32 protein-coding genes and 1 pseudogene are annotated in these 26,531 nt (G+C 65.4%); 25 read left to right on the forward strand and 8 right to left on the reverse strand.

The window, feature by feature from the left end; translation table 11 throughout:
- Window positions 1-34 precede the first annotated feature (34 nt).
- Together L2A60_RS01065 and L2A60_RS01070 are read right to left on the reverse strand one after the other, a co-directional pair.
- Window positions 35-1,501 (reverse strand): amidase, encoded by a 1,467-nt coding sequence (locus L2A60_RS01065; protein WP_235702510.1) that lies wholly within the window; start codon window positions 1,499-1,501, stop codon window positions 35-37.
- Between the two features lie 217 nt (window positions 1,502-1,718).
- Complete coding sequence (locus L2A60_RS01070) at window positions 1,719-3,317, reverse strand: gamma-glutamyltransferase family protein (protein ID WP_235702511.1); 1,599 nt, start codon at window positions 3,315-3,317, stop codon at window positions 1,719-1,721.
- 642 nt (window positions 3,318-3,959) lie between these two features.
- Here L2A60_RS01070 and L2A60_RS01075 point away from each other — a divergent pair.
- Together L2A60_RS01075 and gpt are read left to right on the forward strand one after the other, a co-directional pair.
- The gene (locus L2A60_RS01075; protein WP_235702589.1) at window positions 3,960-4,319 is read left to right on the forward strand and encodes a tRNA-binding protein; all 360 of its coding nucleotides are present in this window, start codon (window positions 3,960-3,962) and stop codon (window positions 4,317-4,319) included.
- Complete coding sequence (gene gpt, locus L2A60_RS01080; protein ID WP_235702512.1) at window positions 4,319-4,795, forward strand: xanthine phosphoribosyltransferase; 477 nt, start codon at window positions 4,319-4,321, stop codon at window positions 4,793-4,795. Before L2A60_RS01075 ends, gpt begins: the two co-directional genes overlap by 1 nt.
- Before the next feature lie 92 nt (window positions 4,796-4,887).
- Here the strand turns inward: gpt and L2A60_RS01085 are convergent.
- A pseudogene (locus L2A60_RS01085) lies at window positions 4,888-4,983 on the reverse strand (7-cyano-7-deazaguanine synthase); the annotation flags it as partial.
- A 101-nt stretch (window positions 4,984-5,084) separates the two neighbouring features.
- Between L2A60_RS01085 and L2A60_RS01090 the strand changes: the two are divergent.
- The 5 genes from L2A60_RS01090 (at window position 5,085) to L2A60_RS01110 (ending at window position 9,108) form a co-directional block, all read left to right on the forward strand.
- The gene (locus L2A60_RS01090) at window positions 5,085-5,792 is read left to right on the forward strand and encodes a hypothetical protein (protein WP_235702513.1); all 708 of its coding nucleotides are present in this window, start codon (window positions 5,085-5,087) and stop codon (window positions 5,790-5,792) included.
- Between the two features lie 49 nt (window positions 5,793-5,841).
- Window positions 5,842-6,609: a HesA/MoeB/ThiF family protein gene (locus L2A60_RS01095; RefSeq protein ID WP_235702514.1), complete on the forward strand. Its 768-nt coding sequence runs from the start codon at window positions 5,842-5,844 to the stop codon at window positions 6,607-6,609.
- Window positions 6,602-7,123, forward strand: coding sequence for an SH3 domain-containing protein (locus L2A60_RS01100; RefSeq protein WP_235702515.1), 522 nt, complete (start codon window positions 6,602-6,604; stop codon window positions 7,121-7,123). The genes L2A60_RS01095 and L2A60_RS01100 overlap by 8 nt, the downstream gene beginning before the upstream one ends.
- A 271-nt stretch (window positions 7,124-7,394) precedes the next feature.
- A complete protein-coding gene (locus L2A60_RS01105) occupies window positions 7,395-7,880 on the forward strand; it encodes a GcrA family cell cycle regulator (RefSeq protein ID WP_235702516.1) in 486 nt (161 codons plus the stop codon).
- Window positions 7,881-7,950: 70 nt separating this feature from the next.
- Complete coding sequence (locus tag L2A60_RS01110; protein ID WP_235702517.1) at window positions 7,951-9,108, forward strand: MFS transporter; 1,158 nt, start codon at window positions 7,951-7,953, stop codon at window positions 9,106-9,108.
- Window position 9,109: 1 nt separating this feature from the next.
- Here the strand turns inward: L2A60_RS01110 and L2A60_RS01115 are convergent, their stop codons facing one another.
- A complete protein-coding gene (locus L2A60_RS01115; protein ID WP_235702518.1) occupies window positions 9,110-9,556 on the reverse strand; it encodes a MarR family winged helix-turn-helix transcriptional regulator in 447 nt (148 codons plus the stop codon).
- Window positions 9,557-9,639: 83 nt separating this feature from the next.
- Between L2A60_RS01115 and L2A60_RS01120 the strand changes: the two genes are divergently transcribed.
- The 3 genes from L2A60_RS01120 to L2A60_RS01130 are packed head-to-tail and all read left to right on the forward strand — an operon-like array spanning window position 9,640 to window position 11,792.
- On the forward strand, window positions 9,640-10,419 hold the full coding sequence (locus L2A60_RS01120; protein WP_235702519.1) for a VOC family protein: 780 nt from the start codon (window positions 9,640-9,642) through the stop codon (window positions 10,417-10,419).
- Window positions 10,420-10,431: 12 nt separating this feature from the next.
- Window positions 10,432-11,511 (forward strand): WD40/YVTN/BNR-like repeat-containing protein, encoded by a 1,080-nt coding sequence (locus L2A60_RS01125; protein WP_235702520.1) that lies wholly within the window; start codon window positions 10,432-10,434, stop codon window positions 11,509-11,511.
- Complete coding sequence (locus tag L2A60_RS01130; protein ID WP_235702521.1) at window positions 11,511-11,792, forward strand: ubiquitin family protein; 282 nt, start codon at window positions 11,511-11,513, stop codon at window positions 11,790-11,792. The genes L2A60_RS01125 and L2A60_RS01130 overlap by 1 nt, the downstream gene beginning before the upstream one ends.
- Before the next feature lie 38 nt (window positions 11,793-11,830).
- Here the strand turns inward: L2A60_RS01130 and L2A60_RS01135 are convergent, their stop codons facing one another.
- From L2A60_RS01135 to groES, 3 genes are all read right to left on the reverse strand, one after another.
- Window positions 11,831-12,019, reverse strand: coding sequence for a hypothetical protein (locus L2A60_RS01135; RefSeq protein WP_235702522.1), 189 nt, complete (start codon window positions 12,017-12,019; stop codon window positions 11,831-11,833).
- Between the two features lie 561 nt (window positions 12,020-12,580).
- Window positions 12,581-14,233: a chaperonin GroEL gene (groL, locus tag L2A60_RS01140; protein ID WP_235702523.1), complete on the reverse strand. Its 1,653-nt coding sequence runs from the start codon at window positions 14,231-14,233 to the stop codon at window positions 12,581-12,583.
- Window positions 14,234-14,272: 39 nt separating this feature from the next.
- Window positions 14,273-14,587, reverse strand: coding sequence for a co-chaperone GroES (gene groES / locus L2A60_RS01145; protein ID WP_235702524.1), 315 nt, complete (start codon window positions 14,585-14,587; stop codon window positions 14,273-14,275).
- A gap of 278 nt (window positions 14,588-14,865) precedes the next feature.
- Between groES and L2A60_RS01150 the strand changes: the two genes are divergently transcribed.
- The 15 genes from L2A60_RS01150 (at window position 14,866) to L2A60_RS01220 (ending at window position 25,820) form a co-directional block, all read left to right on the forward strand.
- On the forward strand, window positions 14,866-15,123 hold the full coding sequence (locus L2A60_RS01150; RefSeq protein ID WP_235702525.1) for an usg protein: 258 nt from the start codon (window positions 14,866-14,868) through the stop codon (window positions 15,121-15,123).
- A 182-nt stretch (window positions 15,124-15,305) separates the two neighbouring features.
- Window positions 15,306-16,118 carry a hypothetical protein gene (locus tag L2A60_RS01155; protein ID WP_235702526.1) on the forward strand — a complete coding sequence of 271 codons (813 nt, stop codon included), beginning with the start codon at window positions 15,306-15,308 and terminating at the stop codon, window positions 16,116-16,118.
- A gap of 129 nt (window positions 16,119-16,247) precedes the next feature.
- The gene (terL, locus tag L2A60_RS01160; protein ID WP_235702527.1) at window positions 16,248-17,636 is read left to right on the forward strand and encodes a phage terminase large subunit; all 1,389 of its coding nucleotides are present in this window, start codon (window positions 16,248-16,250) and stop codon (window positions 17,634-17,636) included.
- Window positions 17,637-17,639: 3 nt separating this feature from the next.
- Entirely contained in the window at window positions 17,640-19,052 is a 1,413-nt protein-coding gene (locus L2A60_RS01165) for a phage portal protein (RefSeq protein ID WP_235702528.1), read from the forward strand.
- Window positions 19,049-19,453, forward strand: coding sequence for a hypothetical protein (locus L2A60_RS01170; protein WP_235702529.1), 405 nt, complete (start codon window positions 19,049-19,051; stop codon window positions 19,451-19,453). The genes L2A60_RS01165 and L2A60_RS01170 overlap by 4 nt, the downstream gene beginning before the upstream one ends.
- A gap of 202 nt (window positions 19,454-19,655) precedes the next feature.
- Window positions 19,656-20,978: a DUF4043 domain-containing protein gene (locus L2A60_RS01175; RefSeq protein WP_235702530.1), complete on the forward strand. Its 1,323-nt coding sequence runs from the start codon at window positions 19,656-19,658 to the stop codon at window positions 20,976-20,978.
- Window positions 20,979-20,990: 12 nt separating this feature from the next.
- Window positions 20,991-21,299: a hypothetical protein gene (locus L2A60_RS01180; RefSeq protein WP_235702531.1), complete on the forward strand. Its 309-nt coding sequence runs from the start codon at window positions 20,991-20,993 to the stop codon at window positions 21,297-21,299.
- 1 nt (window position 21,300) lies between these two features.
- A complete protein-coding gene (locus tag L2A60_RS01185; protein WP_235702532.1) occupies window positions 21,301-21,705 on the forward strand; it encodes a hypothetical protein in 405 nt (134 codons plus the stop codon).
- A 7-nt stretch (window positions 21,706-21,712) separates the two neighbouring features.
- A complete protein-coding gene (locus tag L2A60_RS01190; RefSeq protein WP_235702533.1) occupies window positions 21,713-22,357 on the forward strand; it encodes a hypothetical protein in 645 nt (214 codons plus the stop codon).
- Entirely contained in the window at window positions 22,357-23,202 is an 846-nt protein-coding gene (locus L2A60_RS01195; protein WP_235702534.1) for a hypothetical protein, read from the forward strand. Before L2A60_RS01190 ends, L2A60_RS01195 begins: the two co-directional genes overlap by 1 nt.
- Before the next feature lie 10 nt (window positions 23,203-23,212).
- Window positions 23,213-23,350, forward strand: coding sequence for a hypothetical protein (locus L2A60_RS01200; protein ID WP_235702535.1), 138 nt, complete (start codon window positions 23,213-23,215; stop codon window positions 23,348-23,350).
- Between the two features lie 3 nt (window positions 23,351-23,353).
- Entirely contained in the window at window positions 23,354-24,910 is a 1,557-nt protein-coding gene (locus L2A60_RS01205) for a phage tail protein (RefSeq protein WP_235702536.1), read from the forward strand.
- Between the two features lie 12 nt (window positions 24,911-24,922).
- Window positions 24,923-25,351 carry a hypothetical protein gene (locus L2A60_RS01210; protein WP_235702537.1) on the forward strand — a complete coding sequence of 143 codons (429 nt, stop codon included), beginning with the start codon at window positions 24,923-24,925 and terminating at the stop codon, window positions 25,349-25,351.
- On the forward strand, window positions 25,348-25,653 hold the full coding sequence (locus L2A60_RS01215) for a hypothetical protein (RefSeq protein WP_235702538.1): 306 nt from the start codon (window positions 25,348-25,350) through the stop codon (window positions 25,651-25,653). The genes L2A60_RS01210 and L2A60_RS01215 overlap by 4 nt, the downstream gene beginning before the upstream one ends.
- A gap of 14 nt (window positions 25,654-25,667) precedes the next feature.
- Complete coding sequence (locus L2A60_RS01220) at window positions 25,668-25,820, forward strand: hypothetical protein (protein ID WP_235702539.1); 153 nt, start codon at window positions 25,668-25,670, stop codon at window positions 25,818-25,820.
- A gap of 509 nt (window positions 25,821-26,329) precedes the next feature.
- Here the strand turns inward: L2A60_RS01220 and L2A60_RS01225 are convergent.
- Complete coding sequence (locus L2A60_RS01225; RefSeq protein ID WP_235702540.1) at window positions 26,330-26,515, reverse strand: hypothetical protein; 186 nt, start codon at window positions 26,513-26,515, stop codon at window positions 26,330-26,332.
- Window positions 26,516-26,531: the final 16 nt, after the last annotated feature.

Raw genomic sequence — 26,531 nt, forward strand, 5'->3', positions numbered from 1 at the left:
ATAATATCAACAATAATGTCAATATTATTATGGTTCAGCCCATGTCAAAGAATCCCGGCACGTCGCGCAACGGTGGCGCGGAAGCGAGGGCGGCGAGGTCGGGGACGGGTCGGGACAGGTCCGGGTCGCGGGTGCAGGCCGCCTCGATCGCGGCGGCGATCGCGATCGCCTCGGCGTCACCGTGACGGCGCGCGACGATCTGGACGCCGAAGGGCATGCCGTCGGTATCGGTGCCCAGAGGCAAAGACAGCGAGGGATGGCCGGCGAGGGTGACGGCATAGGCCAAAGCGAGCCAGTGATAGTAGGATTTGGTTGCCGCGCCGTCGATTTCGCTCGGGAACAGCTCGGACCAATCGCGCGGCTGGATGGTGACCGACGGGGCGATCAGCACGTCGAAGTTTTCGAAGAAGGATTGCCAGCGCCAGTAGAGGGACGTTTGGGCCATGGTGGCGCGGGCGACATCCTCGGCGGTGTAGCGCAGACCTTCCTCGACATTGGCGCGGACATTGGGGCCGAGGCGCTCGGGGCGGGTGCGGTAGGTGCCCCCGAAGCCGGCGAGGAAATTGACCGCACGGAGCACGGCGAAAATTTCGTCGGCACCCGAGCAGTCCGGCGTCGTTGCCTCGGCCATGCCGAATAGCGGGATCAGGTGTTGGATTTTATCCGCAAATAGGTTCCGCACCGCACGGGAGGTCGGAGCAAAACCGAAATCCGGCGTGACGGCAACGCGCAGCGTGCCGAGATCGGTCGTTTGCTCCCGGAACGGCTTGATGGGGGCTGCGAGGATGTCGCGCGGGTCGTAGCTCGCGATGGCGCTCATCATCAGTGCCAGGTCGGGCACGGTGCGCGCCATCGGGCCGAGCACGCCGAGGCCGGAGGGGCCGAGCAGGCGCTTTTCCGAGGGCACCAGGCCGGGCGACGGGCGCATCCCGACAATGCCGCAATAGGCGGCCGGGTTGCGCAAACTCCCGCCCATGTCGGAGCCGGTGGCGAGCGGCACCATCCCGGTCGCCAAGGCCACCGCCGAGCCGCCCGACGAGCCGGCGGCGGATTTTCGCGGGTCGAACGGATTGCCGGTCGCGCCATAGACCAGATTGCGCGTGTTCGCGCCGGCACCGAATTCCGGCGTGTTGGTCTTGCCGAGAACGATGCCGCCCGCTCGCTTCACATCGGCGACGATGCGCTGGTCGGCGCGGGGCACATGGTCGCGGAACATCACGCTGCCATAGGTGGTGCGCAGGCCCTCGGTATCCTCCAGGTCCTTGATGCCCACCGGCAGGCCATGGAGTTTTCCGAGCGTGGCGCCAGCGATGACCGCGGTTTCGGCGGATTTGGCGGCCGCGCGGGCACGGTCGAAATCCCGCGCCACCATCGCATTCACCGCGTGGTCCACCGCCTCGATGCGGGCGATGCAACTCTCCATCAGCTCCACCGGCGACAGACGCTTCGCCCCGATCAGATGGCGGGCCTCGACGGCAGACAGGTCACACGGCTCGGACATGGATAGCTCCGCTGTTGGGCGTTTCAAGGAAGGCCAAGGGGCTTTGCCCCTTGGAACCCCACTAAGGGCTTAGCCCTTAGAACCGATAATGGGCGTTTGTCTGATGGGGGGAGTGCCATGTCGGACAATCTTCTGCCCCCATCAGACAAACGCCAAAGTCATGGATTCCAAAGGCTCCGCCTTTGGCGGGGTCCAGGGGCGGAGCCCCTGGTTTCCCTCAATACCCAAGGGCGCAGCCGTCTTTGCGCGGGTCGGAGCCGCCGATGAGGATGCCGCGCTGGTGGTCGATGAGGATGGCCTGGCCGCCGCCGAGGGGGCGGTCGGTTGTGGCGAGGGTATGGCCGCGGGCGATGAGGCCGTCGATGGTGGATTGGGGGATGCCGCGTTCGAGTTCGACCTGTCCGGCGTAGGGGAAGGCGCGGGGGAGATCGAGCGATTCCTGGATGTCGAGGCCGTAGTGGCGGAGATTGGTGAGGAGCCAGGACTGGCCCATCGGCTGGTAGTGGCCGCCCATGACGCCGAACGGCATGACGGCGCGGCCGTTCCGGGTGGCCATGCCGGGGATGATGGTGTGCATCGGGCGTTTGCGGGGCGCGATGCAGTTGGGGTGGCCGCGACGGAGCGAGAAGCCGAGGCCGCGATTTTGCAGGATGATTCCGGTGTTGCCGGCGAGGATGCCGGAGCCGAAGCTTTCATAGGTGGAGTTGATGAAGGAGCAGGCGTTGCCGGCCTCGTCGACGACGCAGAGATAGACGGTGTCGCGATGGGCGGGGAGAAGGTTTTCTCCGGCGCGGGGCAGGTCCTTAATCGTTTGTTCATCATTGATGAGTAGTCTCAGCGAGGTCAGGTAATCGTCGCTGAGGAGGTGGTCGATGGGGATCGGGGATTGGTCGGGGTCGGCGAGGAGGGCGTCGCGATCGCGATAGACGAGGCGGGCGGCTTCGATGTGGCGGTGCAGGCGGACCGGGCCGAGCGGGCCGTCGGGCGCAGGGCCGAAGCCTTCCAGGATGCCGAGCAGCATGAGGGCGAGGATGCCTGAGCCGTTGGGCGGGCACTCCCAGATGGTCATTCCGTCGAAGTCGCGCTGGATCGGGGTGACGAATTTGGCGGCGGTGCGGCCTTCGGCGAAGTCGGCTTCGGTGTGGAGGCCGCCGCGCGCACGGAGTTCGGCGACCATGGCGGCGGCGATGGGGCCTTCGTAGAAGGCGCGGGCGCCGTGCGCCGCGATGGCGCGCAGGGTGCGGGCGAGGTCGGGCTGGCGGATGATCGTGCCGGGGGTGGGCGGGTTGCCGCCGGGGAGGAACTGGTCGGCGCCGGTCTTGCGGAGCTTGTCGGCGGCGATCGCCCAGTCGAACGCGACGCGGGGATGCACCGGGAAACCGGCTTCGGCGTAGCGGATGGCGGGGGCGAGAGCGGCGGCGAGGTCGCGCTTGCCGTGGGCGGCGAGCACGGTTTCCCAGGCGGAGACGGCGCCGGGGATGGTGACTGTGTGGGGCGAGGTGGGGTCGAACTCGGTGATGCCGTGGGATTCGTAATGGTCGATCGTGGCGGCCTGAGGGGCGCGGCCGGAGCCATTCAGGGCGATGATTTCGGGTGAATCGGCTTTCTTGTAGAGGCAGAAGCAGTCGCCGCCGATGCCGGTGGATTGCGGTTCGATCACCGCGAGGGTGGCGGCGGCGGTGACGGCGGCGTCGAGCGCGTTGCCGCCGGCGCGCAGTGCGTCGAGGGCGGCGAGGGTGGCGGCGGGCATCGAGGTGGCAGCCATGGCCCGGCCGGCATAGACCGGGCTGCGGCCGGGGAAGTGGAAGTCGCGCATGGGGTTGCCTCCTGTTCGGTCGGCGGCAGGGTCGCATCGCCCGGCGCGAATGACAATCCGCGCCGGGCACAATGGTCGCCTGATTGTGACGCTTGCCGGAACCGTCGGCCTGCCTATGTCGATTCCGGAAGGAGGTGATGGCGGTGCGGCGATTGTACGAGTTCGGTGGCTTGGTGCTAATTTTCGGCATGGTCGGGTTTCTGCTCGCGGGTTGTGCGTATCAGGCCGGAGCGGCCGGCGAGCCGATCGGAACCAATGTGATGGCTCAGGACATGGGCGGAGGTAATCATGTCCGTCCGGGATATAATGACGGGGATCACGATAGCGATGATCGAGGGTCAAGCGCGCGGAGCGAAGGTCATATGGGCGGCTTCGGCGGCGGTCATGGCGGCGGCGATGGCGATGGCGATGGTGACGGCGGGGGCCATGGCGGCGATGGCGATGGGGGGCGGTGACGGCAGGCCTTTGCCGAGCTTTTTGATATCAAAAAAGCCAGCCCTACCATCATAAATGACGTAATATATGACGATCAATCAGATATAAGATTGCGCGCGATCAGATCATCGAGCACGGCGCGCCGAGCGGTGGCGGTTTTGTATCGTGGCGATTGACAATCGCGCGAAGCTGGCCAATCCCGGCGCGATGAGCAGCGAGTCCATCATCCGTGACCCCATCGCCTATGCCGATTTCGAGCGGATCGATATCCGGGTCGGCACCGTCGTCGATGCGCAGCCGTTTCCCGAGGCGAGGAAGCCGGCGATCAAGCTGTGGATCGATTTCGGGGGTGCGATCGGGGTGAAGCGGTCCTCGGCGCAGCTTTCGGTGCATTACGCGCCGGACCGGCTGATCGGGCGGCAGATCTGCGCGGTGGTGAATTTTCCGCCGCGCCAGATCGGGCCGTTCATGTCCGAGGTGCTGACCCTGGGGATGCCGGATGCGGAGGCGGCGGTGGTGCTGATCCGGCCGGATTTCGTGGTGCCGGATGGCGGGAGATTATTTTAATGGCGCAGCATTATTACACCGTGTCGTGGGATCAGTTGCATCGTGATTCCAAGGCGCTGGCGTGGCGGCTGATCGGGATGCGGCCGTTCGCGGGAATCGTCGCGATTACGCGGGGCGGGCTGATCCCGGCGGCGATCGTCGCGCGCGAGATGGAATGCCGGCTGATCGAGACGGTGTCGATCGTGACCTATGACGAGGAGGAGCGCGGCGCGCCGCGCGTGACCAAGCCGCCGGCGGCGGCGGGGGACGGCGAGGGCTTCCTGATCGTCGACGATCTGGTGGATACCGGGGCGACCGCGCGGGTGGTGCGCGGGCTGCTGCCGCGCGCGCATTTCGCGACGGTCTATGCGAAGCCGGCGGGCAAGACGATGGTGGACACGTTCATCACCGAGGTGTCGCAGGATACCTGGATCCTGTTTCCCTGGGACACCGAGCCGCAGTTTATCGCCCCTTTGGCGCGGTCCGGCGCAGCATAAACTGATCGGCGTCAGGCCGCGAACCGCCAGCGCTCGCGGATCAGAATGTGGTGGAAACCTAAAATCGCGCCGGCAAGCAGCGCGTTCGGGAGTTCGGCCCGTTCATGACGGTCGAGCGCATAGGCGAGGCAGGCGGCGCTGTCCTGTCCGCCGGAGAACAGCACGAGGGCGCGGTTGTCGGAGGTCATCGGCGGAGAATGCCGGGCGGAAACTGGCCGATCAAGGGGCGGCGCGGCTTGACCGGGCGGGAAATCGCTGATGTTCTGCCGGCGAAACAGGGAGGGATGGGATGCGTCGAGTGATCGGGTTCTGCCGGCGCTGGGCCGCGATGGCGGTGCTGGCGCCAATACTGGCGGCCTGCGCGGTGACGCCGCTGGCGCCGACCATCGCCTATCATCCAAGCGGCGGGGCGCGGACGATCGCGCTGCTCACGCCCTATGTGCCGCCGCATGAGAGGCTGACTTCGTTAGGACCGGTTACGCTTATCGGTTATACTGGGTTGCTCGGTGTCATATACGACCAATCGGTGCAGAAGGATCACGAGATTGCTTTCGACGCTCTGCTGGCGCGGCAGGGGTTCCGGCCGCGGGCGGTGCTCGCGCGCGATGTCACGCAGCGCTTGGAGGGTGAGGGCTATCGGGTGGTGCCGCTCGCCGCCGCGCGGCCGGGGCCGCATTTCCTCGCCGCCCTTCCGCCGGCGCCGCCGGGGGTGACGCTCGAACTCGATGTCGTCGCCGTTCATATCGGCTATCTGCGGCTCGGAAGGTCGTATCGACCCGATGTCGAGCTGAAATACCGGCTGGTGCGGACAGGAACCGGCCAGGTGCTAGGCGAGGGCGCGGCGGACTATAGCGCCCTTGGGGGCGGCACGCCGCCCGACCCGGCCTACAGCTATGCCGGCTATGGCCGTTTCGCCGCCGATCCGTCGCGCGCGGCGAAGGCGCTGTCGGAGCTGCTGGACCGCGCCGCCGCGCGGATCGCCGCCGGGCTGCACTGAGCGGCGCCCGGTCTTGCCTTGCCGGGGCGAGGGTGCGATTCTGCCTGGGATGGACCTGGATTTTTCGGAAGCGGAGATCGCCCGCTATTCGCGCCACATATTGCTCCGCGAGGTGGGCGGCGAAGGGCAGGCGCGGTTGCGCGCGGCCTCGGTGCTGATCGTCGGCGCCGGCGGCCTCGGCAGCCCGGCGGCGTTGTATCTCGCGGCGGCCGGCGTCGGGCGGATCGGCATCGTCGATCACGACGTGCTCGAATTGTCGAATCTGCAGCGCCAGGTCATCCATACGGTCGAAGGTCTGGGCGCGCCGAAGGTGGAGGGCGCCGCCGAGGCGCTGCGGCGGATCAACCCGGAAATTCTGCTCCGGCCGATCCGCGCGCGGGTGACGGCGGAGACCGTCGATGACCTGGTCGGCGAGCATGACATCGTGCTCGACGGCACCGACAATTTCGCCACCCGTTTCCTGGTCGCCGATGCCTGCGTGCGGGCGCGCAGAACCCTGGTCTCGGCGGCGGTGCTGCGGTTCGAGGGCCAGATTTCGACCTTCAAACCCCATGCCGGGCCGGATTGCCCGTGCTACCGCTGCCTGTATCCCGAGCCGCCGCCGCCGGGCATGGTGCCGAGCTGTTCCGAGGCCGGCGTGCTCGGCCCGGTGACTGGGGTGATGGGCACGCTGCAGGCGACCGAGGCGATGAAGGAGATTCTGGGCATCGGCACCTCGCTCGCCGGACGGCTGCTGCTGTGGGACGCGCTGGATGCGCGGTTCCGCATGATCGCGATCCCGCGCGATCCGAATTGCGCGGTGTGCGGGAATGTTTAGGCGCATCGCGGCGCTCGGCTTTTGTGTGCTTCTGCTCGGCGGCTGGCACGCGGCGCAAATCGGTCCCGGCCCAGGGCCGGCCAAGGGGGCTTCGACCGGCTGGCCGGTGCCGCGCTTCGAGAGTTTCCGCTCCGATCAGATTTACATGCGGGCCGGGCCGGGATTCCAGTATCCGATCACCTGGGTCTATCATCGCTACGACCTGCCGGTGGAGGTGATCGGCGAATTCAATGTCTGGCGCCATGTGATGGCGCCGGATGGCGGTACCGGCTGGGTGCACGAGGCGCTGCTGCACCTGGTGCGCAGCTTCATCGTGACCGGCAAGCGCCATGCGATGCGCGCCGGGCCGCATTCCGGCGCGGCGCCCGTGGCCTATCTCGACAAGGGCGTGATCGGGGTGATCCGCGCGTGCCGGGCGGATGCCGATTGGTGCCGGGTGAGCGCCGGGCACCGGAACGGCTGGCTGAAGCGGAGCGATTTCTGGGGCTCCTTCGCCGGCGAGGAAATAAGATAATTTTGCCCTCAAACGCCGGGCGGAGTTGCGCGAGGTTCCGACGATCCGAAGGGTCGCTGGAAACGCAACGAAGCGGGGGCGCATCCGCGCCCTTGGCTTTCGCGCCATAAGGCGCGCGCCGCATTCGCGGCGAGCAGCGGAACGAGCCAAGGCTACGTTCCGCTGTTTATTCAAGTTTTCCACAGAAATCTGAGGTCCGGTCACCAACAATATGTTGAGTGAAAATGGTAGTTGATCTACATTATGTAGTATCAACCATGAGGGCAGAGCCATGGAATGGACAGACGAGACGATCGACCGCCTCAAGGGTTTGTGGACCGAGGGCCTGTCCACCGCCGAGATCGGCAGGCGCCTGAATATCTCCAAGAACGCGGTGGTGGGCAAGGCGCACCGGCTCGATCTGCCGGCAAGGCCGTCGCCGATCCGCCGCGATGCCGGGATGGCGGCGCGGCCGCGCCCGCCGGCGCCGCGCCGGGTGTCGGGGCCGACCCTGCCGTCGTTTGCGGCACTCTCGCCCGCCATGCCGTCGCGCCCGGCGGCGCCGGTAGCGGGTCGCCCCAATTTGGTTGCCGCCGGTTTCTCCGGGATCACCCGGACCGCGCCGCGCACCCCCGCCTGCTGCTGGCCGATCGGCGAGCCGGGCACGCCGAGCTTCCGGTTCTGCGGCGATCCGTCTTTGGCCGGAAAACCCTATTGCGGGCCGCACGCCGAGATCGCCTACGTGCGGGTGCGCGATCGCCGCGAGGATGTTGCGTAATCCGCGTGCGGCGATCCCGGATTGCTTCGGCACAGGGTGCCTCGCAATGACGGATTGAACTGATCTCACCATGCCCCTGCCCCTGATTGCGCTGATCGTCGCGAGTTTCGCGATCGGTACCAGCGAGTTCGTGATTGTCGGGTTGCTGCCGGAACTGGCGCGGGATTTCGCCGTGTCGATCCCACAGGCGGGATATCTGGTTTCGGCCTATGCGCTGGGGGTGACGTTCGGCTCGCCGTTCGTAGCGGTGCTGGTCGGGCGGTTGAACCGCAGGGCGGCGCTGATCGTGCTGATGGGCGTGTTCGTTCTGGGCAATTTCCTCTGCGCGCTGGCGCCGGATTACGGGCTGATGATGGCGGCGCGGATCATCACCGCTCTGTCGCACGGGGCGTTTTTCGGAATCGGCTCGGTGGTGGCGGCGGACCTGGTGCCGCGCGAGAAGCGCGCGCGGGCGGTGGCGCTGGTGTTCCTCGGGCTGACCATGGCGAATGTGCTGGGTGTGCCGGCGGGGACCATACTGGGGCAGGCGGCGGGGTGGCGGGCGACGTTCTGGGCGGTGCTGGCGATCGGGGTTCTGTCGATGGCGGCGATCGGCTGGCTGCTCCCGCGCGATTTGCGGGGCGGGTCGGGGCGGCTGCTGAACGAGGTGCGGATTCTCGGGCGGAAGCAGGTGCTGCTGGCGATGCTGATGGCGGTGCTGTCGTCGGCGAGCCTGTTCAGTGTGTTCACCTATATCGCGCCGTTGCTGGAGCGGGTGACCGGGCTGACGCCGCATTGGGTGAGTTTTGTGTTGCTGTTGTTCGGCGCGGGGCTGACGGCGGGCGGGCTGCTGGGCGGCAATCTGGCGGACCGGCATTCGGCGCGGACCATCGTGATGACGCTGGTGGGGATTGCGGCGGTATTGGTGGTGTTGTGGTTGACCAGCGAGGATGCGGTGTTGGCGGTACTGACGATTATGGTCTGGGGGGTGGCGGTGTTCACCATGGTATCGCCGTTGCAGACGCGGGTGATCGATCATGCGCGGGATGCGCCGAATCTGGCCTCGACGATCAATCAGGGCGCGTTCAATCTGGGCAATGCGAGCGGCGCGTGGCTCGGCGGGGCGGCGCTGGGGCTGGGGGTTGGGTATGCGGGACTGCCGCTGGTGGGAGCGGCGTTGGCGGGGGTTGCGCTGATCGTGGCGGTGGTCGCGTTCCGGCTGGAACGGCGGGAGCGCGAGCAGGGTTAGCTTACGACAGGCGGCGCAGATCCTCGCAGAGGCGGTCGGGGGATGTGGAGCCGAGACGGCGCTGGATTTCGGCCTGGGTCTCGCGCCAGGCCGGCATGGCGGCGGCCAGTGCCGCGCGGCCCGACGGCGTGAGGGTCAGCAGACGGCTGCGCTTGTCGGCGGGATCGGCCGTTATCGTGAGCAGGCCGCGCCGCTCCAGCGGCTTGAGATTGGCGGTGAGCGTGGTGCGGTCCATCGCCAGCAGGGCGGAAACCGCGCCCATGCGCGGCGGTTCGGGACGGTTGAGCGACATCAGCAGGGAGAACTGGCCGCTGGTGAGGCCGGCGGGACGCAGCGTGTCGTCGTAATAGCGCGCGAGAACCCGCGCCGCGCGCTGCAGGTGAAGGCACAGGCAGGAGTCGCGGACCTCGATCGTGACGGTGAAGGGCAGTTCGTCTGGCTTTGACACAGCCTAATAATGTTGATATCAACGCAAATGTCAAGGCATTCGCGACCGCGCGAGGCCGGCAAATCAAAAGGGGAGTCAACACGATGTCCGCTTCTTCTTCAGCTTCGGTCGTCACGTCCGGCCGTTTCGTCTGGTACGAACTGCAAACCACCGATACCAGGGCCGCCCAGGAATTTTACGGGAGCGTGGTCGGCTGGGGCACGCAGGACGGGCCGGTGCCCGATATGGCCTATACGATTCTCACCGCCGGCGGGACGCCGGTGGGCGGGTTGATGGATCATGGCACGCCGCCGGGCTGGATCGGCTATGTCGGGGTGAAGAATGTAGACGAGGTTGCCGGGCAGGTGGCGCGCCTGGGCGGCAGTGTCCATGTTCCGCCGACCGATATTCCGACGGTGGGGCGGTTCGCCATGGTCGCCGATCCGCAAAAGGTGGTTTTCGCGCTGTTCTCCACGGCGGAACCCGGCGCGGACGAGCCGCCCGCGCCGGCGCCCGGAACGCCGGGCCATATCGGCTGGCACGAGCTGTTGACCACCGACTGGCAGAAGGCGGTCGACTTCTACGGCGAGATGTTCGGCTGGCGGAAGGACCACGAGTTCGATATGGGGGCGATGGGTACCTATCAGATTTTCTCGATCGGTGGCGTGCCGGCCGGCGGCATGTTCAACAAGCAGCAAGCCGAGACCGCGCCGTATTGGCGGTATTATTTCAATGTCGAGGATATCGATGCGGCGTCCGCGCGGGTGACTGCGGGCGGCGGAAAGGTTGTCAATGGTCCGATGCAGGTGCCGGGCGGCGATTGGATCATCCACGGTCTCGACCCGCAGGGTGCGGATTTCGCGCTGGTCGGCAAGCGTCGCTGAGCGGAGGCGGAGATGGCACGGAAAGTTCTGGTGCTGCTCGGCACCAAGAAGGGTGCATTCATCGCCGAAAGCGATGCCGCGCGTCGGGAATGGTCGCTGCGCGGGCCGTTCTGCGAGGCGTGGCCGATGAACCATGTGATCGGCGATGCGGCGAGCGGGACGATTTATGCCGGCGGCGGCAATGCGTGGTTCGGCCCGGCGGTGTGGCAATCCACCGATCTCGGCGCGAGCTGGACCCATTCCAGCGAGGGGCTGGCCTATCCGGTCGGAGCGGAGCCGGTGACCTCGGTCTGGAGTCTGGCGCGGGGAGCCGGAGGTTTCTACGCGGGGGTCGAGCCGGCCGGGCTGTTCCGCAGCGCGGATGGCGGGGGCTCGTGGCGGCACGTGGCCGGGTTGCAGGAGCATCCATCGCGGCCGGATTGGCATCCGGGCGCGGGCGGGCTGATTCTGCATTCGCTGATTCCCCATCCGCGCGACGACAAGCAGATCTGGGTCGGGATTTCGGCCGCCGGCGTGTTTCACACGGCGGATGGCGGGACGAGCTGGACGGCGCGCAACCGGGGCACGCGCGCCGATTTCCTGCCCGAGGAGCAGAGATACCCGGAATACGGCCAGTGCGTGCATTGCCTGGTGATGGCGCCGGGGATGCCGGACCGGCTGTATCAGCAGAATCATTGCGGGATGTATCGAAGCGATGATGGCGGGGTGCGCTGGGAGAGCATCGAGGCGGGGTTGCCGTCGAGTTTCGGATTTCCGGCGGCGGTGCATCCGCGCGATCCGGCGACGGTCTATCTGGTGCCGCTGAATGGTGCCGAGGCCGGGCGGTATGTGCCGGAGGGACGGGCGGCGGTGTGGCGCACGCGCGATGCCGGGGCGAGTTGGCAGGCGCTGCGGGATGGGTTGCCGCAGGAGAACGCGTTCTTCGGCGTGCTGCGTCAGGCGCTGGCGACCGACGACCTGGCGCCGGCGGGGGTGTATTTCGGCACCGGGACCGGGGAGTTGTATGCCAGCGCGGATGAAGGCGAGAGCTGGAACTGCATCGCCCGGCATCTGCCGACGATCGCCTCGGTGGAGACGCTGGTGATGGATTGATGGATTTTTCGCCCGCGACCGTGAATGTGGTGCTGCCCACCGCGCTTGTCCTGCTGTTTCCGGGGTGTTCGCGGGAGGTTGCGGTCGCGGCGGGAACGGTAAGCGAGGCGATCGGCGCGCTGGATGCGCGCTGGCCGGGGATGCGCGACCGGCTGTGCGACGAGCGGCCGGCGATCAGGCGGCATATCAACGTGTTCGTGGGCGGCGAGCGGGCGGGGTTGGCGACGTGGCTGGAACCGGGGGCGGAGATGGTGGTGCTGATGGCGATCAGTGGAGGGTGATGGCGGTTCGGGGTTTGAGCGGGTTGGCGCGGCGGAGTTCATCGGGTCGAAAATTGTCGCCGTGGTTTCCCTACTGAATCTTCGCTCGCCTGAGGGTTGCCCAGGCGGCGCTGGGCGGCGAAAATTTTGCGAAGTTCGTCCTGCTGGTCGTCGCGCAGCATGGAACTGGAAAATCCACCGTCACGATTGCGCTTGCGGGCGCAAAATTCGGGGTCGCGGGCGAACATTTCGCCGACGGTTCGCCATTAACTCAGTCGCTCCCTTGTCGCGGCGACGGCGGATGACGCGCCGCATGCCGCGTTTTTCGCGTCGGACGCTGTTCGTGGGCCTGCGCTCCTTGTCGGTTTCCGGGGCGTCGAACATGCGGGTGCCACAGGCGAGGATGCGGCCGACGGGTTCGTCGATGGTGATGACGGCTCAGCCGACGGATGCGATGCCGGCGTCTAATCCGAAAATATGCATGGAGCGCTACTCCCTGTGTGCCGTTATTTGCTAACTTGACAAAAAACGACGAAAGCGCAATGAGCGTTATGGGAAATCAGTAGGGAACCCACGGCAAAGTGGATTTTTCCACTGACGGATTACCCCTATCTCAGCAATGAGATAGGGGGATTCTGCGGCCGGATGGGCCGATGCCAGTCAAATTCAGGTTCAGATCGGGTTGGGTCGGGATGGATCGCTTCGCTGCGCTCGCGATGACGGGGTTGGACCGCGTGTGCGAAGGGCAAAAAGAAAGGCCGTGGGTTGCCCCACGGCCTTCTCGGTAGGTGTCGCGGCCGAGAGAACTATTAAAAGTCCATGTCGCCCATGCCGCCCATGCCACCCATTCCGCCGCCGGGGCCGCCGGCCGGAGACTTCTTCTCCGGGCGTTCGGCGACCATGGCTTCGGTGGTGACCAGCAGGCCGGCGACCGAGGCCGCGTCCTGCAGGGCGGTGCGGACCACCTTGGTTGGGTCGATGATGCCGGCCTTGACCAGGTCCTTGAACTCGCCGGTCTGGGCGTCGAAGCCCCAGCCGTACTCGTCCTTGTCGAGCACCTTGCCGGAGATCACCGCACCGTCCTCGCCAGCGTTTTCGGCGATCTGGCGCAGCGGCACCTGGATCGCCTTGCGGACGATCTCGATACCGAAGCGCTGGTCGTCGTTCTCGGCCTTGAGCTTGGAGAGGATCAGCGAGGCGCGGGCGAGAGCGACGCCGCCGCCCGGCACGATGCCTTCCTCGACCGCCGCGCGGGTCGCGTGCAGCGCATCGTCGACGCGATCCTTGCGCTCCTTCACCTCGACCTCGGACGCGCCGCCGACGCGGATGACCGCGACGCCGCCGGCGAGCTTCGCGAGACGTTCCTGCAGCTTCTCGCGGTCGTAGTCGGAGGTGGTTTCCTCGACCTGGGCGCGGATCTGGTTGCAGCGGCCGGTGATGTCGGCCTTCTTGCCGGCGCCCTCGACGATGGTGGTGTTTTCCTTCTCGATCAGCACCTTCTTCGCGCGGCCGAGCATGTTCAGCGTGACGGTTTCGAGCTTGATGCCGAGGTCTTCGCTGATGACCTGACCGCCGGTGAGGATGGCAAGGTCTTCCAGCATTGCCTTGCGGCGATCACCGAAGCCGGGCGCCTTGACCGCGGCGATTTTCAGGCCGCCGCGCAGCTTGTTCACGACGAGCGTGGCAAGGGCTTCGCCTTCGACATCCTCGGCGATGATCAGCAGCGGCTTGCCGGACTGCACGACGCTTTCCAGCAGCGGCAGCATCGGCTGCAGGCCCGACAGCTTTTTCTCGTGGATCAGGATGTAGGGGTTGTCGAGATCCGCGACCATCTTCTCCGGGTTGGTGATGAAATACGGAGAGACGTAGCCGCGATCGAACTGCATGCCCTCGACCACGTCTAGTTCGGTCTGGATGCCCTTGGCTTCCTCGACGGTGATGACACCCTCGTTGCCGACCTTCTGCATCGCTTCCGAGATCATTTTGCCGATTTCGATTTCGCCGTTGGCGGAAATCGTGCCGACCTGGGCGGTTTCGGTCGGGTTGTTGATCTTTTTGGTGCGCTTTTTCAGCTCGTCGACGACAGCGATGACCGCCTTGTCGATGCCGCGCTTGAGGTCCATCGGGTTCATGCCGGCGGCGACGGCTTTGACGCCTTCGCGGACGATGGACTGGGCGAGGATGGTGGCGGTGGTGGTGCCGTCACCCGCGAGGTCGTTGGTCTTCGAGGCGACTTCGCGCACCATCTGCGCGCCCATGTTCTCGAAGCGGTCGGCGAGCTCGATTTCCTTCGCGACCGTCACGCCGTCCTTGGTGATGCGCGGGGCGCCGAAGCTCTTTTCCAGGACCACGTTGCGACCCTTGGGGCCGAGCGTGACTTTCACGGCGTTGGCGAGCAGATCGACGCCGCGGAGCATGCGCTCACGGGCATCGGCGGCAAAACGAACGTCTTTGGCAGCCATTCTTTTATTCCTTTCGATATCGGATGGGATCGCGGGAGATCAGGCGGCTTTCTTTTTCGCAGCACTGCCCTCGATGATGCCCATGATGTCGGATTCTTTCATGATGAGCAGCTCTTCGCCGTCGATCTTGACCTCGGTGCCCGACCACTTGCCGAACAGGATGCGGTCGCCGGCCTTGACGTCCAGCGCCACGATGGCGCCGGCTTCGTTGCGCGCGCCGGGGCCGACGGCGATGACTTCGCCTTCCATCGGCTTTTCCTTGGCGGTGTCGGGGATGATGATGCCGCCGGCGGTCTTTTCCTCGGCGCTGAGCCGACGGACGACCACGCGGTCATGCAGGGGACGGAATTTCATCTGGATCGCTCCTGACGTTGGTCTGTTGCAACAATGACTGGCTCAGCAAACGCCGGCCCGAATGCGGCACCGGGCGCTGCTAGCACTCTCATCGGGAGAGTGCCAGACATCTAGAAGTCGCGGGGAATTGTGTCAACCCCGGCAGCACTGCGGGATGTAGAGTGCTAAATAGCTGATATTACAAATTTTATTGTCAAATTTCCGGGCTGTCGTGGCATAATTGGGTGATAAGGAAACCGAGCCGCATGGCCCATCCAACGATGCGATGAGGTGCGATCATGAGTTTGAGCAGGCAACTCCAGGGATATCGGCTGACGACCGCCGAGATTCTCTACCATATGCCGGATCACCCCGGCGTGCTGCAGACCTATATCTGGCAGGAGTTGGATATCGCGCCGCGCTATCCGGTGCTGCATCGATTCCTCGATTTCTGGACGCGCCAGTTGGACGGGCCGCTGCATTCGGTGCGGGTGGGGTCGGCGGCGCTGATTTCGCCGGGCGAGATGCGGCATGGCAGTCTGCTGACGTTGCAATAGGGCGCGCCGAGCCGTGGCATGAAGGACACGGCCGGGCGCTAATCGACGCGCAACTCACCCGGAAGCTCAGCAAATGTTAATCATTCGATGCGATAGTGATATCGTGCTTCGAAGGCAGAGATTGCCGCTGCCGGAGCGCGCGGGATCGGGCGATGTGCAGGGGCTGGGCTGTTTTTCTCAGGTTGAGCGGATGGCTGGCGCTGGCGGCGCTGGTGGGCGGCGCCGCGCGCGGGGCCAGCCCCCCAACGCCCGTGAACCCGGCGATTGCGGCGGCGGAAACGCGGGTGGCGCTCGGCGTGTCGGTGTCGGGGTTCCTGTATCGCGAATCCTTCGGTGGGGTGTCGGCTCGGGAAAGTGGCGTGCTGCCGGGATTTATGGCCAGCATGTCACGACTGGGGCCGGTGCTCGGCGTGCCGGATGTGTATACCGGGGTCGTCTATGATTTTTCGGGCGGACCGCTCGCCTATCGCGGCTATGTCCAGGGTTCCGGCCAGGGCTTGTCGCCCTATGACGCGACGGATCATGCGCGGTTCAACCATGTCGAGGTGCGGCTTGGCCGGGCGCTGGCGCTGACGTCGTCGGTCGATCTGATTCCGTTCGTCGTGGCGGGGTATCAGAACTGGTATCGCAATGTCGGCGGGCCGGCCGGCTATGGCGAGTTCTACCGCGCGGCGCTGGCCGGCGTGGGGGCAAAACTCGACGTCGCGGTGAGCGATGAGCTGGTGTTGTCGGCGAGCGCCGAGGGAATGGCGGTGCTGGGCGGCCGGGCATCGGCGCCGGCGCTGGATTTCACCGGCAATTTCGGAACCAGCGGCGAGGAGACGGTGCGCCTGGGCGCGGATTGGCGGCTTGGCAATGTATGGCACGTGTTCGCCGGGTTAGGCGTGCGGCATTTCGACTATGCGGGATCGGGGTTGAACAACGGCTATTACGAACCGCCGAGCCGCACGCTGGAGTTCCAGAGCGAGATCGGGGTCGCGTTCGGATTTCGCTGATAGGGGGCAAGGTTGCTGTTCCCGGCGAGGCTAAAATAATTTCTAACATATAGTTATTTTCGCTTTCCCACCCGCCCCGGTTTGGGCTATCCGTTCTTTCATGATGAGGCTTTGCGCGCGGATGCGGCGGTGACGCATCGCGCGGGCCTCGCGAGGGATGAATTCGGGCTGGCCGGGTTTCGGGATTTCGCCGAAACGATACTCTCGGTACGCGGGGACCGGCCGGCACGGCACCATGTCGCGCTGATCGAGGCGCTGGAGCGTGTGGCCGAGGGGGCGATCGACCGGCTGATGGTGCAGATGCCGCCGGGGGCGGCGAAATCGACCTACGCCTCGGTGCTGTTTCCCGCTTTCTGGTTTGCTCGCAGACCGGAGAGCGAGGTGATCGCCGCGTGCCACACCGCGTCGCTCGCCGAGCATTTCGGCCGGCAGTTGCGCGGGGTGATCGCCGAGCACGGCGAGGCGCTGGGATTGAGGCTCGATGCCGGCAGCCGCGCGGCGGGGCGGTTCGGGCTGGTTTCGGGCGGGCAGTATTTCGCGACCGGGGTGCGCGGGCCGATCACCGGCCGACGCGCCGATCTGATCCTGATCGACGATCCGGTGAAATCATGGGCGGAGGCCGACAGCCGGTCGGCGCGGGACGCGCTGGATGGCTGGTATCGGGCGGAATTGCTGTCGCGGCTGAAGCCGGGCGGCCGGATCGTGCTGATCATGACCCGTTGGCACAAGGATGATCTGGCGGGACGGCTCGGCCGGACCGAGGATGGCTGGACGGTGCTGCGGTTTCCCGCACTTGCCGAGCCGGACGATCCGCTCGGGCGCGCGGTGGGCGAGGCGCTGTGGCCGGAATGGGAGAATGCGGCGGCCATTTCGCGTAAGCGGGCGGCGGTGGGCGAGCGGGCGTTCATGGCGCTGTATCAGCAGAACCCGACCTCGGATTCCGGCCAGCAATTCGATGTCGATCGGGTCGTGCTGATTACGGAGGTGCCGCCGGTGCTGCGGACCGTGCGGGCCTGGGATTTGGCGGCGAGTGTGGCGACGCCGGGGCGCGACCCGGACTGGACCGTGGGCTTGAAGCTGGGACGCCTGGAGGATGGCCGATACGTCGTTCTCGATATCGTGCGGGTGCGCGAGCGGCCAACCGATGTCGAGCAATTGCTGGTCGGAATCGCGACGAAAGATGGCGTGGGAACCGCGATTGCGCTGGCGCAGGACCCTGGGCAGGCGGGGGTGGCGCAGATTGAGCATTACAAGCGGCGGCTTGCCGCGTTTCAGGTGATGTCGAGCCCGGAAAGCGGCGCAAAAATGACGCGGGCGATGCCGGCGGCCGCCGAACTCGGCAGCGGACGGATGATGGTGCTGCGTGCCGAATGGACCGCAGCGTTTCTGGACGAATTGCAGGCGTTTCCGAATGGCGAAAAGGACGATCAGGTGGATGCCTTATCCCGTGCTGTCATCACGATCGCGAAGTTGCCGGCGCTGAGCCGGCGGATCGATCTTTCTCTGTTAGGGCGATGAGGTATGTTCGAGACGATTTGCCAGACGATTCCGGCCGATCCGCATCTGGCGCCGCGGGCGCGGCGGCTGGAAATTTATAGGCGAGTGCTGGAGGGTTCGATTTACGATGCGCTGCCCTATGCGTTCCAGGAGGAACGCAACGGGGCGGGCGAGTATATTCCGTTGCGGGCGAGGCGGCCTTCGGTGCGCTATGGGTTGTGCCGGATCGTGGTCGAGAATTCGGTGGCGTTGCTGTTCAGCGCGGGGCATTTTCCAGCCGTGGAGTGCGCTGACCCGGCGACCGAGGCGCTGCTCGGCGACATCGTGCGCGAATCCCGGCTGAACGAGGTGATGATCGATGCGGCGTTGCGCGGCGCGGTGGGATCGGTTGCCATTTTGCTTCGGGTGTTGCGCGGGCGGCTGTTTTTCTCGGTTCTCGAAACGCAGTATATGACGCCGGCGTGGCGCGAGGATGCGCCCGATACGCTGGCCTCGGTAACCGAGCGTTATAAAGTAAAAGGCGCTGAGCTGCTTGCTCAGGGTTACGACAATGTCGAGCCGGAGCAAAAATACTGGTTTCAGCGGCGCTGGGATGCGGGGTCGGAAACTTGGTTTTTGCCGCAGGGCATCGCCGACAACGCGGCGCCGGAAATCGACCGGGCGCGCAGCGTGCGGCATGATCTGGGCTTCGTGCCGATCGTGTGGATCAAAAATCTGCCGGGTGGCGAAGGTGTCGACGGCGCCTGCACGTTTCGCGCGGCGATCGAGACCGGGATCGAGATCGATTATCAGTTGTCGCAGGCGGGGCGCGGGCTGAAATATGCCTCCGATCCGACGCTGCTGATCAAGGAGCCGGCGACCACCGATCGGGAGATGGTGAAAGGCGCTGGAAATGCCTTGATCGTTTCCGAAAAAGGCGATGCGAAACTGCTGGAGATCGGCGGCACCGCCTCGGCCGCGGTGATCGAATATGTGCGCACGTTGCGCGAGATGGCGCTGGAAAGCGTGCATGGCAACCGGGCGAATGCGGACCGGCTGAGCGCCGCGCAATCGGGGCGGGCGCTTGAGATGATGAATCAGGGGCTGATCTGGCTCGCCGATAATTTGCGGATTTCCTATGGCGAAGGCGGGTTGCTTCTGCTCCTGCGCATGGCGTTGCGGGCGAGCAGGCGGTTTTCGCTCCAGGTGATGGGACGGGACGTGCCGAAGCTGGATGCCGAGATACGGCTGAATTTGCGCTGGCCGCGCTGGTATCCGGATTCGGCGGATGACCGGCTCAAGGACGCGCAGGCGATCGCGACCCTGGTGAATGCAGGACAGATCTCGCGCGAGACGGCGGTGAAGACGCTGGCGGCGCCGCATGGAATTGCCGATGTGGCCACCGAGTTGGACCGGCTCGCCGGCGCGGAAGAACACTCGGAGCAGGAGCAGGCATGACGGATGAGATCACGGATGATGGCGCGGGTCGGGATGACTGGCAGGCGCGTGCCGAGGCGGCGGAGCGCGCGCTCGGGCAAATGCGGCATGAGAGCGGTGAAAAGCTCAAGCGTGCCGAGTTGAAGATCGAGGCGGTGCGCGCGGGGATGATCGACCTCGACGGGCTGAAGCTGATCGATCTCGACCAGGTAGAGCTTGGCGAGGACGGCGGTGTGACCGATGCGGCGTCCATCATGACCAGGTTGAAGCGTGAGAAACCGTGGCTGTTCGGGGCGGCATCGTCGTCCTCGACCGCGGGCGTGCCACGCGCCGAGCCATCGCGGACGCGCCATGCGCGCGAGTTGAGCGAGGCGGAATGGCGCGCCGCGCGCGCGGAATTGCTGCGGCGGTCGGGAGGATAGAGGTGAGTGTCCAGTTGTGGCGGGATGGATTGCTTCGTCGCTGTGCTCCTCGCAATGACCGGTTGGAGTTGACCACGGACGGGTAAGACTGTGGACCAGAGTAACAAAAGCTTTTCGGTTCTTTTTTCAAAAAAGAACTGCTTTCTTCATCAACTGCGTTCCCCTGGAGCGCGGTTTTTTTGCGTTTCGCAAGGGGACAAACATGGGTATTTCCAACTTTCCGGCGGCACTTCAGCCGATCATTCAGCAGGGGTTTCTGGAGCGCGAGTTCGAGCAGGCGTTGCGCTCGCGACTTGGTTACCGGATGGTGGCAGACCGCGAGTCGTTCGCCGTCGGGATCGGCGAGACTCTGACCAAGACACGGGCGGGGCTGAAGCCGTCGGTGACCACGCCCCTGGCGGCGAGCGCCAATACCAATCTCGATAACGGGCTGACGCCGCAGGGCTGGGGTGTCGAGCAATATACCGTGACGCTGAATTTCTATGCGGCGACGCAGGATCTGAACATGGTGACCAGCCGTGTGGGAATCGCCTCGCAGTTTCTGCAGAATGCCGCGACCAATGGCGAGCAGGCGGCGCGGAGCCTGGACGAGTTGGCGCGAAATGCTTTGTTCGCACCCTATTTCGGCGGCAATACGCGGGTGGTGACCAGTCTCACGAGCGCGGGACCGACCATCGAGGTCGATGACGTGCGTGGTTTCACAACAGTATTCGTCAATGGCGTGCAGATGGCGGTGTCGGCGACCTACCCGCTGACGGTGACGATGGGGGGCGGCGTCTATACGCTTGTGAGCGCGACGCCGGACGTAAACAATGCCTCGACGGCGCCGGGCGGTATGTCGGGCCAGTTGACGTTTTCAGGCAATGTCAGCGTCAGTGACGGCGCGGCGGGCAATGCGGTGCAGGCGGCGACCGCGAGCACGATCGTGCGGCCGGCGGGGGCGCTGACCACCAGCGGATTGCAGGCGAGCGATACGCTGACCATGTCCGCGCTGCTCGATGCGGTGGCGACGCTGCGGCAGAATGCGGTGCCCGAGATCGACGGCGTCTATAACTGCTATCTCGATCCGGTTTCGGCCAGGCAACTCTTCGCCGATCCCGATTTCCGCCAGTTGTTCCAGGGTGCGACATCGAGCAATCCGGTGTTCCGCCAGGGCATGGTGAATGATTTCCTCGGGCTGCGCTTCATCACCACCACCGAAGCCTATGTGCAGCCGCATCCTTCGCTGCAGGGGCTGGCGGTGCGCCGGCCGATCGTGTGCGGCAAGGGCGCGCTGATCGAAGGCGATTTCGCCGGGATCGGGGCAGAGGACGTGGCGCCGAAGGATGCGCTGGTTCACATTATCGACAGTGTGGCGATGGTGACGCGCGAGCCGATCGACCGGCTGCAGCAGATCATCGCACAGTCCTGGTACTGGATTGGCGGGTTCTGCGCACCTTCGGATACCACGACCACGCCGACCACGGTGCCCACCGCGACCAATTCGAACTTCAAGCGCGCGGTGATGATCGAGCATATCGGCTGACGGAGCAAAATCATGTCAATCGGGGCTGCGTTACCGTTCCGGCCTTCCGGTACGGCATCGGTTGCCGGATCGACCGGTGCGGCTGCGGTCGCCCTTGCGGGCGGCGGGTCGAGCGTGCTGGTGTTCAACGCGTCCGGTGCGGTCGCGTTCGTGCGGTTCGGCATGGCGGCGGCGCTTTCGGCGAGTGTGGGCGATCTGCCGGTACCGCCGGGTGGGCGCATGTTAGTCGATGCCGGGCGGCTGGTGACCCATGCGGGTGCGGTGCTCGCCTCGGGGACCGGCACTGTCTATTTCACCCGAGGCGACGGCTCGGTGTATTGAGATGTCGGGGTCTTATTCGAGCGCACCGGGGGTTCTGAGCGAGGCGCAGAAGGTCGATGTGCGGCGGTTCTGCGGCTATCCGGCCTATGGCGCGGGGGCGGTCGGATTCGAATCCTGGCGGTTTTTCCAGGCCTATGGAACGCTCGAATACCGGATGAATAATCTGGCTCCGGCCGAGATCGCGGTGGTGGCGAATTATCTCGCGACGCTCAATGCGCTCGAGGCGGCGATTCCGCTGGCGAGCGGCAATCTGGACACCGAGGTGGCGGCGAGCTGGCAGCATAATCCGCAGGAAGTGCGCGACCGGGCTGCGTTGTTCGATGGCTGGCGGCGGCGGCTGTGCGGGTTTCTCGGCCTGAAGCCGGGTCCGGCGATGGAGACTTCCGGTATCACCCTGATCGTTTGAGGATCGCATGGACGGTGTGAGGCTGGCCGACCGGATCGCCTATGGCGGCGGCATGGCCGCGCGCAAGGCGGGCGTGATCTGCGACGCCTATCGGCCGAATGGCGGTACGTGTCCGATTGCAGCGCAGAACCGGACGGTACGGCTCGGCGTGCTCGCGCTGCCGGTTTCGGGTTCGATCCGCGGGCCTGCGCCGTTCGGGGTGCCGTATCGGCAATTGGTGCTCGATCAGGCCTATGTGATGCCGGGGGATTACGTGGTCGGTCCGCTGGGGACGCTGCTGGTGGTCACCAACGAGCCGCCGGCGCCGGTGCTCGGCGTTCAGTGCAACGAGACGGTGTCGCTGTGGCGGCCCGCCGCGCCCGTGCTGGCGGGGGCCAATCCCTATGGCGCGATCCTGGCGGCCGGGGCGACCGCTCTGCTCGCGGGGTTTCCGGCGGCGCTGCTGTCCGGCGGGGTCAGCGACCGGACGCGCACCGGGTTGCCGGACGACACCAAGCTGCCGGGTTATGTCGCCGCGATCGCCACCGTGACTGGGCTGGCGCCGCAGGTTGCCGACATCGTGCGCGACGCGCGCGGGCGGCAATTCGTCGTCGATGCCGTCGTTGCTTATGCTGGCGTCTGGCGGCTGGCTCTGACCGAAAGTGTGAGTTGATGGCAGATCAGGCGGATGTCGAAAACGCGCTGGTCTCATTAGTTGCCAATGCGATCTATCCGAACGGGGCAGCGGCGGCTTCCGCGATCATGGGGCCATCCGGGCCGGTGACCTGCCGGGTGTATCGCGGGATGCCGAACGGGCCGGCGCTCGACACTGATCTGGTGCGGGGCGTGATGCATGCAACCGTGTTCGCTGATGCGACGCCGGTGCGCAACACGACGCGATTCCCGCGCATCTGGCAGGAGGTGGCGCCGGTGCCGGCGACGCTGAACGTTAGTATAGCAGGCACCGCCGCGAGTTTCGCTGGGTTATGCGCGGCGGGGCAGCTCGCCGGCATTGCGGTGGATGGTTCGACCTTCCCCTATGCCGTGCAGGCGCGCGACACGCCGCCAACGGTGGCGAGCAATCTTGCCGCGATGCTGCGCGCGGCGGGCTGGCTGGTCGATTACGCCGGGAGCACGGTGGCGGTACCGGCGGCGAGGCTGTTCGGTGCGCGTGTCGTTTCCGGTGGGATGGCGCTTCAGGAAATCAAGCGCCAGGAGCAGCAATTTCGCATTTCATTGTGGTGTGGCGATCCCGGCATACGCGATACGGCGGCCGCGTCGATCGATACCGCACTGGCGACGCCGAATTTCATCGGCTTGGCCGATGGGTCGTCCGCGCGGATCAGTTTCGCGGGTGGGGCGACCACGGACAAAAGCGCCGATGCGGCATTGTATCGGCGCGACCTGATCTATGCCGCCGAATATCCGACCACGCTCGCCGCGACGACTCCCGCGCTGTTGTTCGGCGTAGGCGGATTCGAGGCGAACGGCGCATTCATCGCTGGTATTTCCGGCTGAAGGAGATCAAATGACGATAAAACTGGTCGTGGTGAAGCCGTTCCGCGGCTTCACCCGCGGGGATGTGATCACCGATAACGCGAAGATAGCGTCGGTGCTCGCGGAGGGCCATGCGCAATCGGTCGTGCGCGTTCCGGCGGAGGGTTGAGCGATGCCGATTTCAACAACGGGCGCGCTGAACACCACGGCGCTGATCGTTCCCGATTTATATGTGCAGATCGTGCCGCCGCAGAGCCTGCTGCTGAACGGCGTGCCGACCAATGTGGTGGGCGTTGTCGGCAGCGCAAGCTGGGGTCCGGTGGGCGAGCCGGTGATCGTCGGCTCGATGGGCGAATTTGCCACTTCCTTTGGTCCGGTGATGGCGCGGCAATATGATCTTGGCACCGTCGTCGCCATCGGGGTGCAGCAGGGCGCTTCGAATTTCCGCTGCGTGCGGGTAAGCGACGGCACCGACACCGCCGCGTCGGTAACGATCCTGGGTGCGATCACGCTGACGGCGCTTCATACCGGCAGTCTTGGCAACACGCTGATCGCGACGCTTTCGAGCGGATCGGCGGCGAATTCCTGGCGCATGACCATCGCATTGCCGGGACGCACGCCCGAGGTGTTCGATAATATCGTGGGTGCTGGAGCGGCATTCTGGCAGGCATTGGCGAGCGCTATCAATAACGGGACCGGAGTGCTGCGTGGCGCCTCGCAACTCGTGGTCGCGAGTGCGGGAACATCGTCGCAGGCGCCGACAGCCGGGTCGTTCCCGTTCTCGGCCGGCACGCCCGGCAGCGACGGCGCTTCGGGTCTCGGATCGGCGACGCTGGTGGGGCGGGATACGCCGCCGCGAACCGGGATGTATGCGCTGCGCGGCCAGGGATGCAGCCTTTGCGTGCTTGCCGATCTTGCCGATTCCACGCAATGGAGCACCCAAGTAGCGTTCGGTCTGGAAGAAGGCTGCTACATGATCCTGACAGGTCCGCCGGGCGATACGATTGCGAACGCGATTGCGTCGAAGCAGGCGGCGGGCGTCGATTCCTACGCCGCCAAGCTGATGTTCGGCGATTGGATCTGGTGGTACGATCAGGCGAATGCGACGACGCGCCTGGTTTCGCCGCAAGGATTCGTGGTCGGGCGGCTCGCCAATCTGTCGCCCGAGCAATCCTCGTTGAACAAGCCGCTTTATGGTGTGATCGGCAGTCAGAAATCGGGCCAGGCGGCGGCGGGAACGCGCAATGCCTATTCCACGGCGGATCTTGCCGCGCTGCTGACGGCAGGGATCGACGTGATCGCCAATCCGCAGCCGGGCGGCGCATTCTGGGGCGTGCGCGGCGGACACAATACGTCGTCGGACAGCGCGACCAATGGCGACAATTATACGCGCTTGACCAACTATATCGCCGAGACCTTATCGATGGGGATGGGCGCCTATGTCGGGCAGTTGATCAATGCGACCCTGTTCCAGCGCATTCGCTCGACCTTGCTCGCGTTCCTGAACGCGATGCTGGGCCAGGGGATTCTGGGATCGACCGACGGATCGCTGCCCTTCGCCGTGGTATGCGACATCGCCAACAATCCGCAATCGCGCACCGCCCTTGGGTATGTGCAGGCGGATGTTCAGGTGCGGTACCAGGCGATCAACGAGAAATTCATCGTCAATGTCGAAGGCGGGCAGACCGTGCAGGTCAGCCGACAGACCCTGCCCCAAGGCACGCTGTGAGGATACCGAACCATGCCCTATAATACGTTTTCTGTCGGTAACGACTGTCAGTTGGTGGTGATGGGGCCGTTCGGCCGCATCGATCTGTCCTATGTGACCGGGTTCGAGGCGAATCAGATTACCCAGAGCGTGCGCGTGGACCGGCTCGATGGCGTGCAGCTCGGGGCTGAGTTGCCGCGCGGCTGGCAGGGGAGTTTCAATCTTGATCGCGGCACCTCGGTTGCCGATGATTTCATCGCTCAGATCGAGCAGGCCTATCTGGCAGGCCAGGCGATTCCGCCCGGTACGCTCTATCAATATGTCAGCGAAGTCGACGGTTCGACATCGACCTATCAATACGAGGGCGTGGTGTTCAAGCTGAGTTCGGCGGGACAGTATCGGGGCGATATGCCGGTTGCGCAGAAGCTGGATTTCTTCGCGTCGAGCAGGAAGCGGGTATGAGCGAGCGCAGGATCGAGGATGCGCGCGGGCGCACATTGTCGCTGCGGCCATTGACGATGCTCGACCGGTTGCGGTTGTTCAAGGCGCTGGGCGCGGAATTGGCGATGAACGACGCCTATCTTGGCGTTGCGGCGTTGGCGGCATCGGTGGTCGCGATCGATGCCGTGCCGCTGCCGTTTCCGGCGAATGAAGCCGCTGTTGAAAATGCCGTCGAGCGGCTTGGCGAGGATGGGATCGAGGCGGTGGCGCTGGCACTCGACCAGAGCGATCCCGCGATGATGAAGGCGCTGGCGGGAAACTGAGCCGGCACCCCGCGTTGATCGATTGCCTGTATCTGGTCGGACGCGGGGTGCCGTTCGACATTGCGTTCGGCCTCGGCGAGGCGGAGCGCATCGCATTCGTGGTGGCCTGTGGCGAGCTGGATGGACTCGATTTCGATTGGAAAACCATGCGGTGGATGCGGGAATGAGGGTATATCGCGATGCCATCGGCGCACGATTGGGCAAGGATGCACGGCGCTGGACCCGATTTGCGCGCATCGCGACATGGGGTGGTGCCCGCGTCGCCCCGCGATGCGCAACGTTCAAGCGCAAGCCGTTGCGGGATATGCGATATTTTGGGGATGCGGGTTTCGCGTTCGGCGGTCGGTGGGATCGATCCCGGCATGAGACGAGGGCGTATGATGCTGCGAAAACGCGGCGGAGGCCGAAGGCGATATGGCAGCGTTCGAACCGGCCGGGACCCGGAAATTTCGCTGTCGGTGGCACGCCGCGCCGGTTCGCAAGATTGCACTGGATTGCCCTGAACATCCGTGCGCGTTGGAAAGCCGGGGTGGCACCATCGTGGGCACGTCGACGTTTTGTCGGGACGACGCGGCGGACGCAAAGCCGGCCTGTTTGGCGGGTTCACGTTCCGTTGCGTCTGAACAGGGCGGAGCGCCTCGCAGAGCCCAGGCGGGTTCGCGCGGCAGGAGGGGTTCTATCCCATGCGGTTGCGCCGGTGCGTCAGGGATATTCCGGGTTCGATGAAGGATCGCGAGAGGCCCGTCCCAGTAGCGTGAAGAATTGGGGACAGCGTGCCGATTTTACCGCGTCGATAAGCAGGCACCGAAGCAAAACCGTGCGGCGCGAGATGGATTTCGCGCGCGAAACCGGTTTCGGTCATGGTGTGTCTTCCGGAA

Source organism: Acidiphilium iwatense (assembly GCF_021556475.1).
GTDB lineage: Bacteria > Pseudomonadota > Alphaproteobacteria > Acetobacterales > Acetobacteraceae > Acidiphilium > Acidiphilium iwatense.

Coding starts and splice junctions, on each gene's coding strand:
- L2A60_RS01065 (WP_235702510.1), bottom strand. CDS start 1,501: ATGTCCGAGCCGTGTGACCTGTCTGCCGTCGAGGCCCGCCATCTGATC.
- L2A60_RS01070 (WP_235702511.1), bottom strand. CDS start 3,317: ATGCGCGACTTCCACTTCCCCGGCCGCAGCCCGGTCTATGCCGGCCGG.
- L2A60_RS01075 (WP_235702589.1), top strand. CDS start 3,960: ATGAGCAGCGAGTCCATCATCCGTGACCCCATCGCCTATGCCGATTTC.
- gpt (WP_235702512.1), top strand. CDS start 4,319: ATGGCGCAGCATTATTACACCGTGTCGTGGGATCAGTTGCATCGTGAT.
- L2A60_RS01090 (WP_235702513.1), top strand. CDS start 5,085: ATGCGTCGAGTGATCGGGTTCTGCCGGCGCTGGGCCGCGATGGCGGTG.
- L2A60_RS01095 (WP_235702514.1), top strand. CDS start 5,842: ATGGACCTGGATTTTTCGGAAGCGGAGATCGCCCGCTATTCGCGCCAC.
- L2A60_RS01100 (WP_235702515.1), top strand. CDS start 6,602: ATGTTTAGGCGCATCGCGGCGCTCGGCTTTTGTGTGCTTCTGCTCGGC.
- L2A60_RS01105 (WP_235702516.1), top strand. CDS start 7,395: ATGGAATGGACAGACGAGACGATCGACCGCCTCAAGGGTTTGTGGACC.
- L2A60_RS01110 (WP_235702517.1), top strand. CDS start 7,951: ATGCCCCTGCCCCTGATTGCGCTGATCGTCGCGAGTTTCGCGATCGGT.
- L2A60_RS01120 (WP_235702519.1), top strand. CDS start 9,640: ATGTCCGCTTCTTCTTCAGCTTCGGTCGTCACGTCCGGCCGTTTCGTC.
- L2A60_RS01125 (WP_235702520.1), top strand. CDS start 10,432: ATGGCACGGAAAGTTCTGGTGCTGCTCGGCACCAAGAAGGGTGCATTC.
- L2A60_RS01130 (WP_235702521.1), top strand. CDS start 11,511: ATGGATTTTTCGCCCGCGACCGTGAATGTGGTGCTGCCCACCGCGCTT.
- L2A60_RS01135 (WP_235702522.1), bottom strand. CDS start 12,019: ATGTTCGCCCGCGACCCCGAATTTTGCGCCCGCAAGCGCAATCGTGAC.
- groL (WP_235702523.1), bottom strand. CDS start 14,233: ATGGCTGCCAAAGACGTTCGTTTTGCCGCCGATGCCCGTGAGCGCATG.
- groES (WP_235702524.1), bottom strand. CDS start 14,587: ATGAAATTCCGTCCCCTGCATGACCGCGTGGTCGTCCGTCGGCTCAGC.
- L2A60_RS01150 (WP_235702525.1), top strand. CDS start 14,866: ATGAGTTTGAGCAGGCAACTCCAGGGATATCGGCTGACGACCGCCGAG.
- L2A60_RS01165 (WP_235702528.1), top strand. CDS start 17,640: ATGTTCGAGACGATTTGCCAGACGATTCCGGCCGATCCGCATCTGGCG.
- L2A60_RS01170 (WP_235702529.1), top strand. CDS start 19,049: ATGACGGATGAGATCACGGATGATGGCGCGGGTCGGGATGACTGGCAG.
- L2A60_RS01175 (WP_235702530.1), top strand. CDS start 19,656: ATGGGTATTTCCAACTTTCCGGCGGCACTTCAGCCGATCATTCAGCAG.
- L2A60_RS01180 (WP_235702531.1), top strand. CDS start 20,991: ATGTCAATCGGGGCTGCGTTACCGTTCCGGCCTTCCGGTACGGCATCG.
- L2A60_RS01185 (WP_235702532.1), top strand. CDS start 21,301: ATGTCGGGGTCTTATTCGAGCGCACCGGGGGTTCTGAGCGAGGCGCAG.
- L2A60_RS01190 (WP_235702533.1), top strand. CDS start 21,713: ATGGACGGTGTGAGGCTGGCCGACCGGATCGCCTATGGCGGCGGCATG.
- L2A60_RS01195 (WP_235702534.1), top strand. CDS start 22,357: ATGGCAGATCAGGCGGATGTCGAAAACGCGCTGGTCTCATTAGTTGCC.
- L2A60_RS01200 (WP_235702535.1), top strand. CDS start 23,213: ATGACGATAAAACTGGTCGTGGTGAAGCCGTTCCGCGGCTTCACCCGC.
- L2A60_RS01205 (WP_235702536.1), top strand. CDS start 23,354: ATGCCGATTTCAACAACGGGCGCGCTGAACACCACGGCGCTGATCGTT.
- L2A60_RS01210 (WP_235702537.1), top strand. CDS start 24,923: ATGCCCTATAATACGTTTTCTGTCGGTAACGACTGTCAGTTGGTGGTG.
- L2A60_RS01215 (WP_235702538.1), top strand. CDS start 25,348: ATGAGCGAGCGCAGGATCGAGGATGCGCGCGGGCGCACATTGTCGCTG.
- L2A60_RS01225 (WP_235702540.1), bottom strand. CDS start 26,515: ATGACCGAAACCGGTTTCGCGCGCGAAATCCATCTCGCGCCGCACGGT.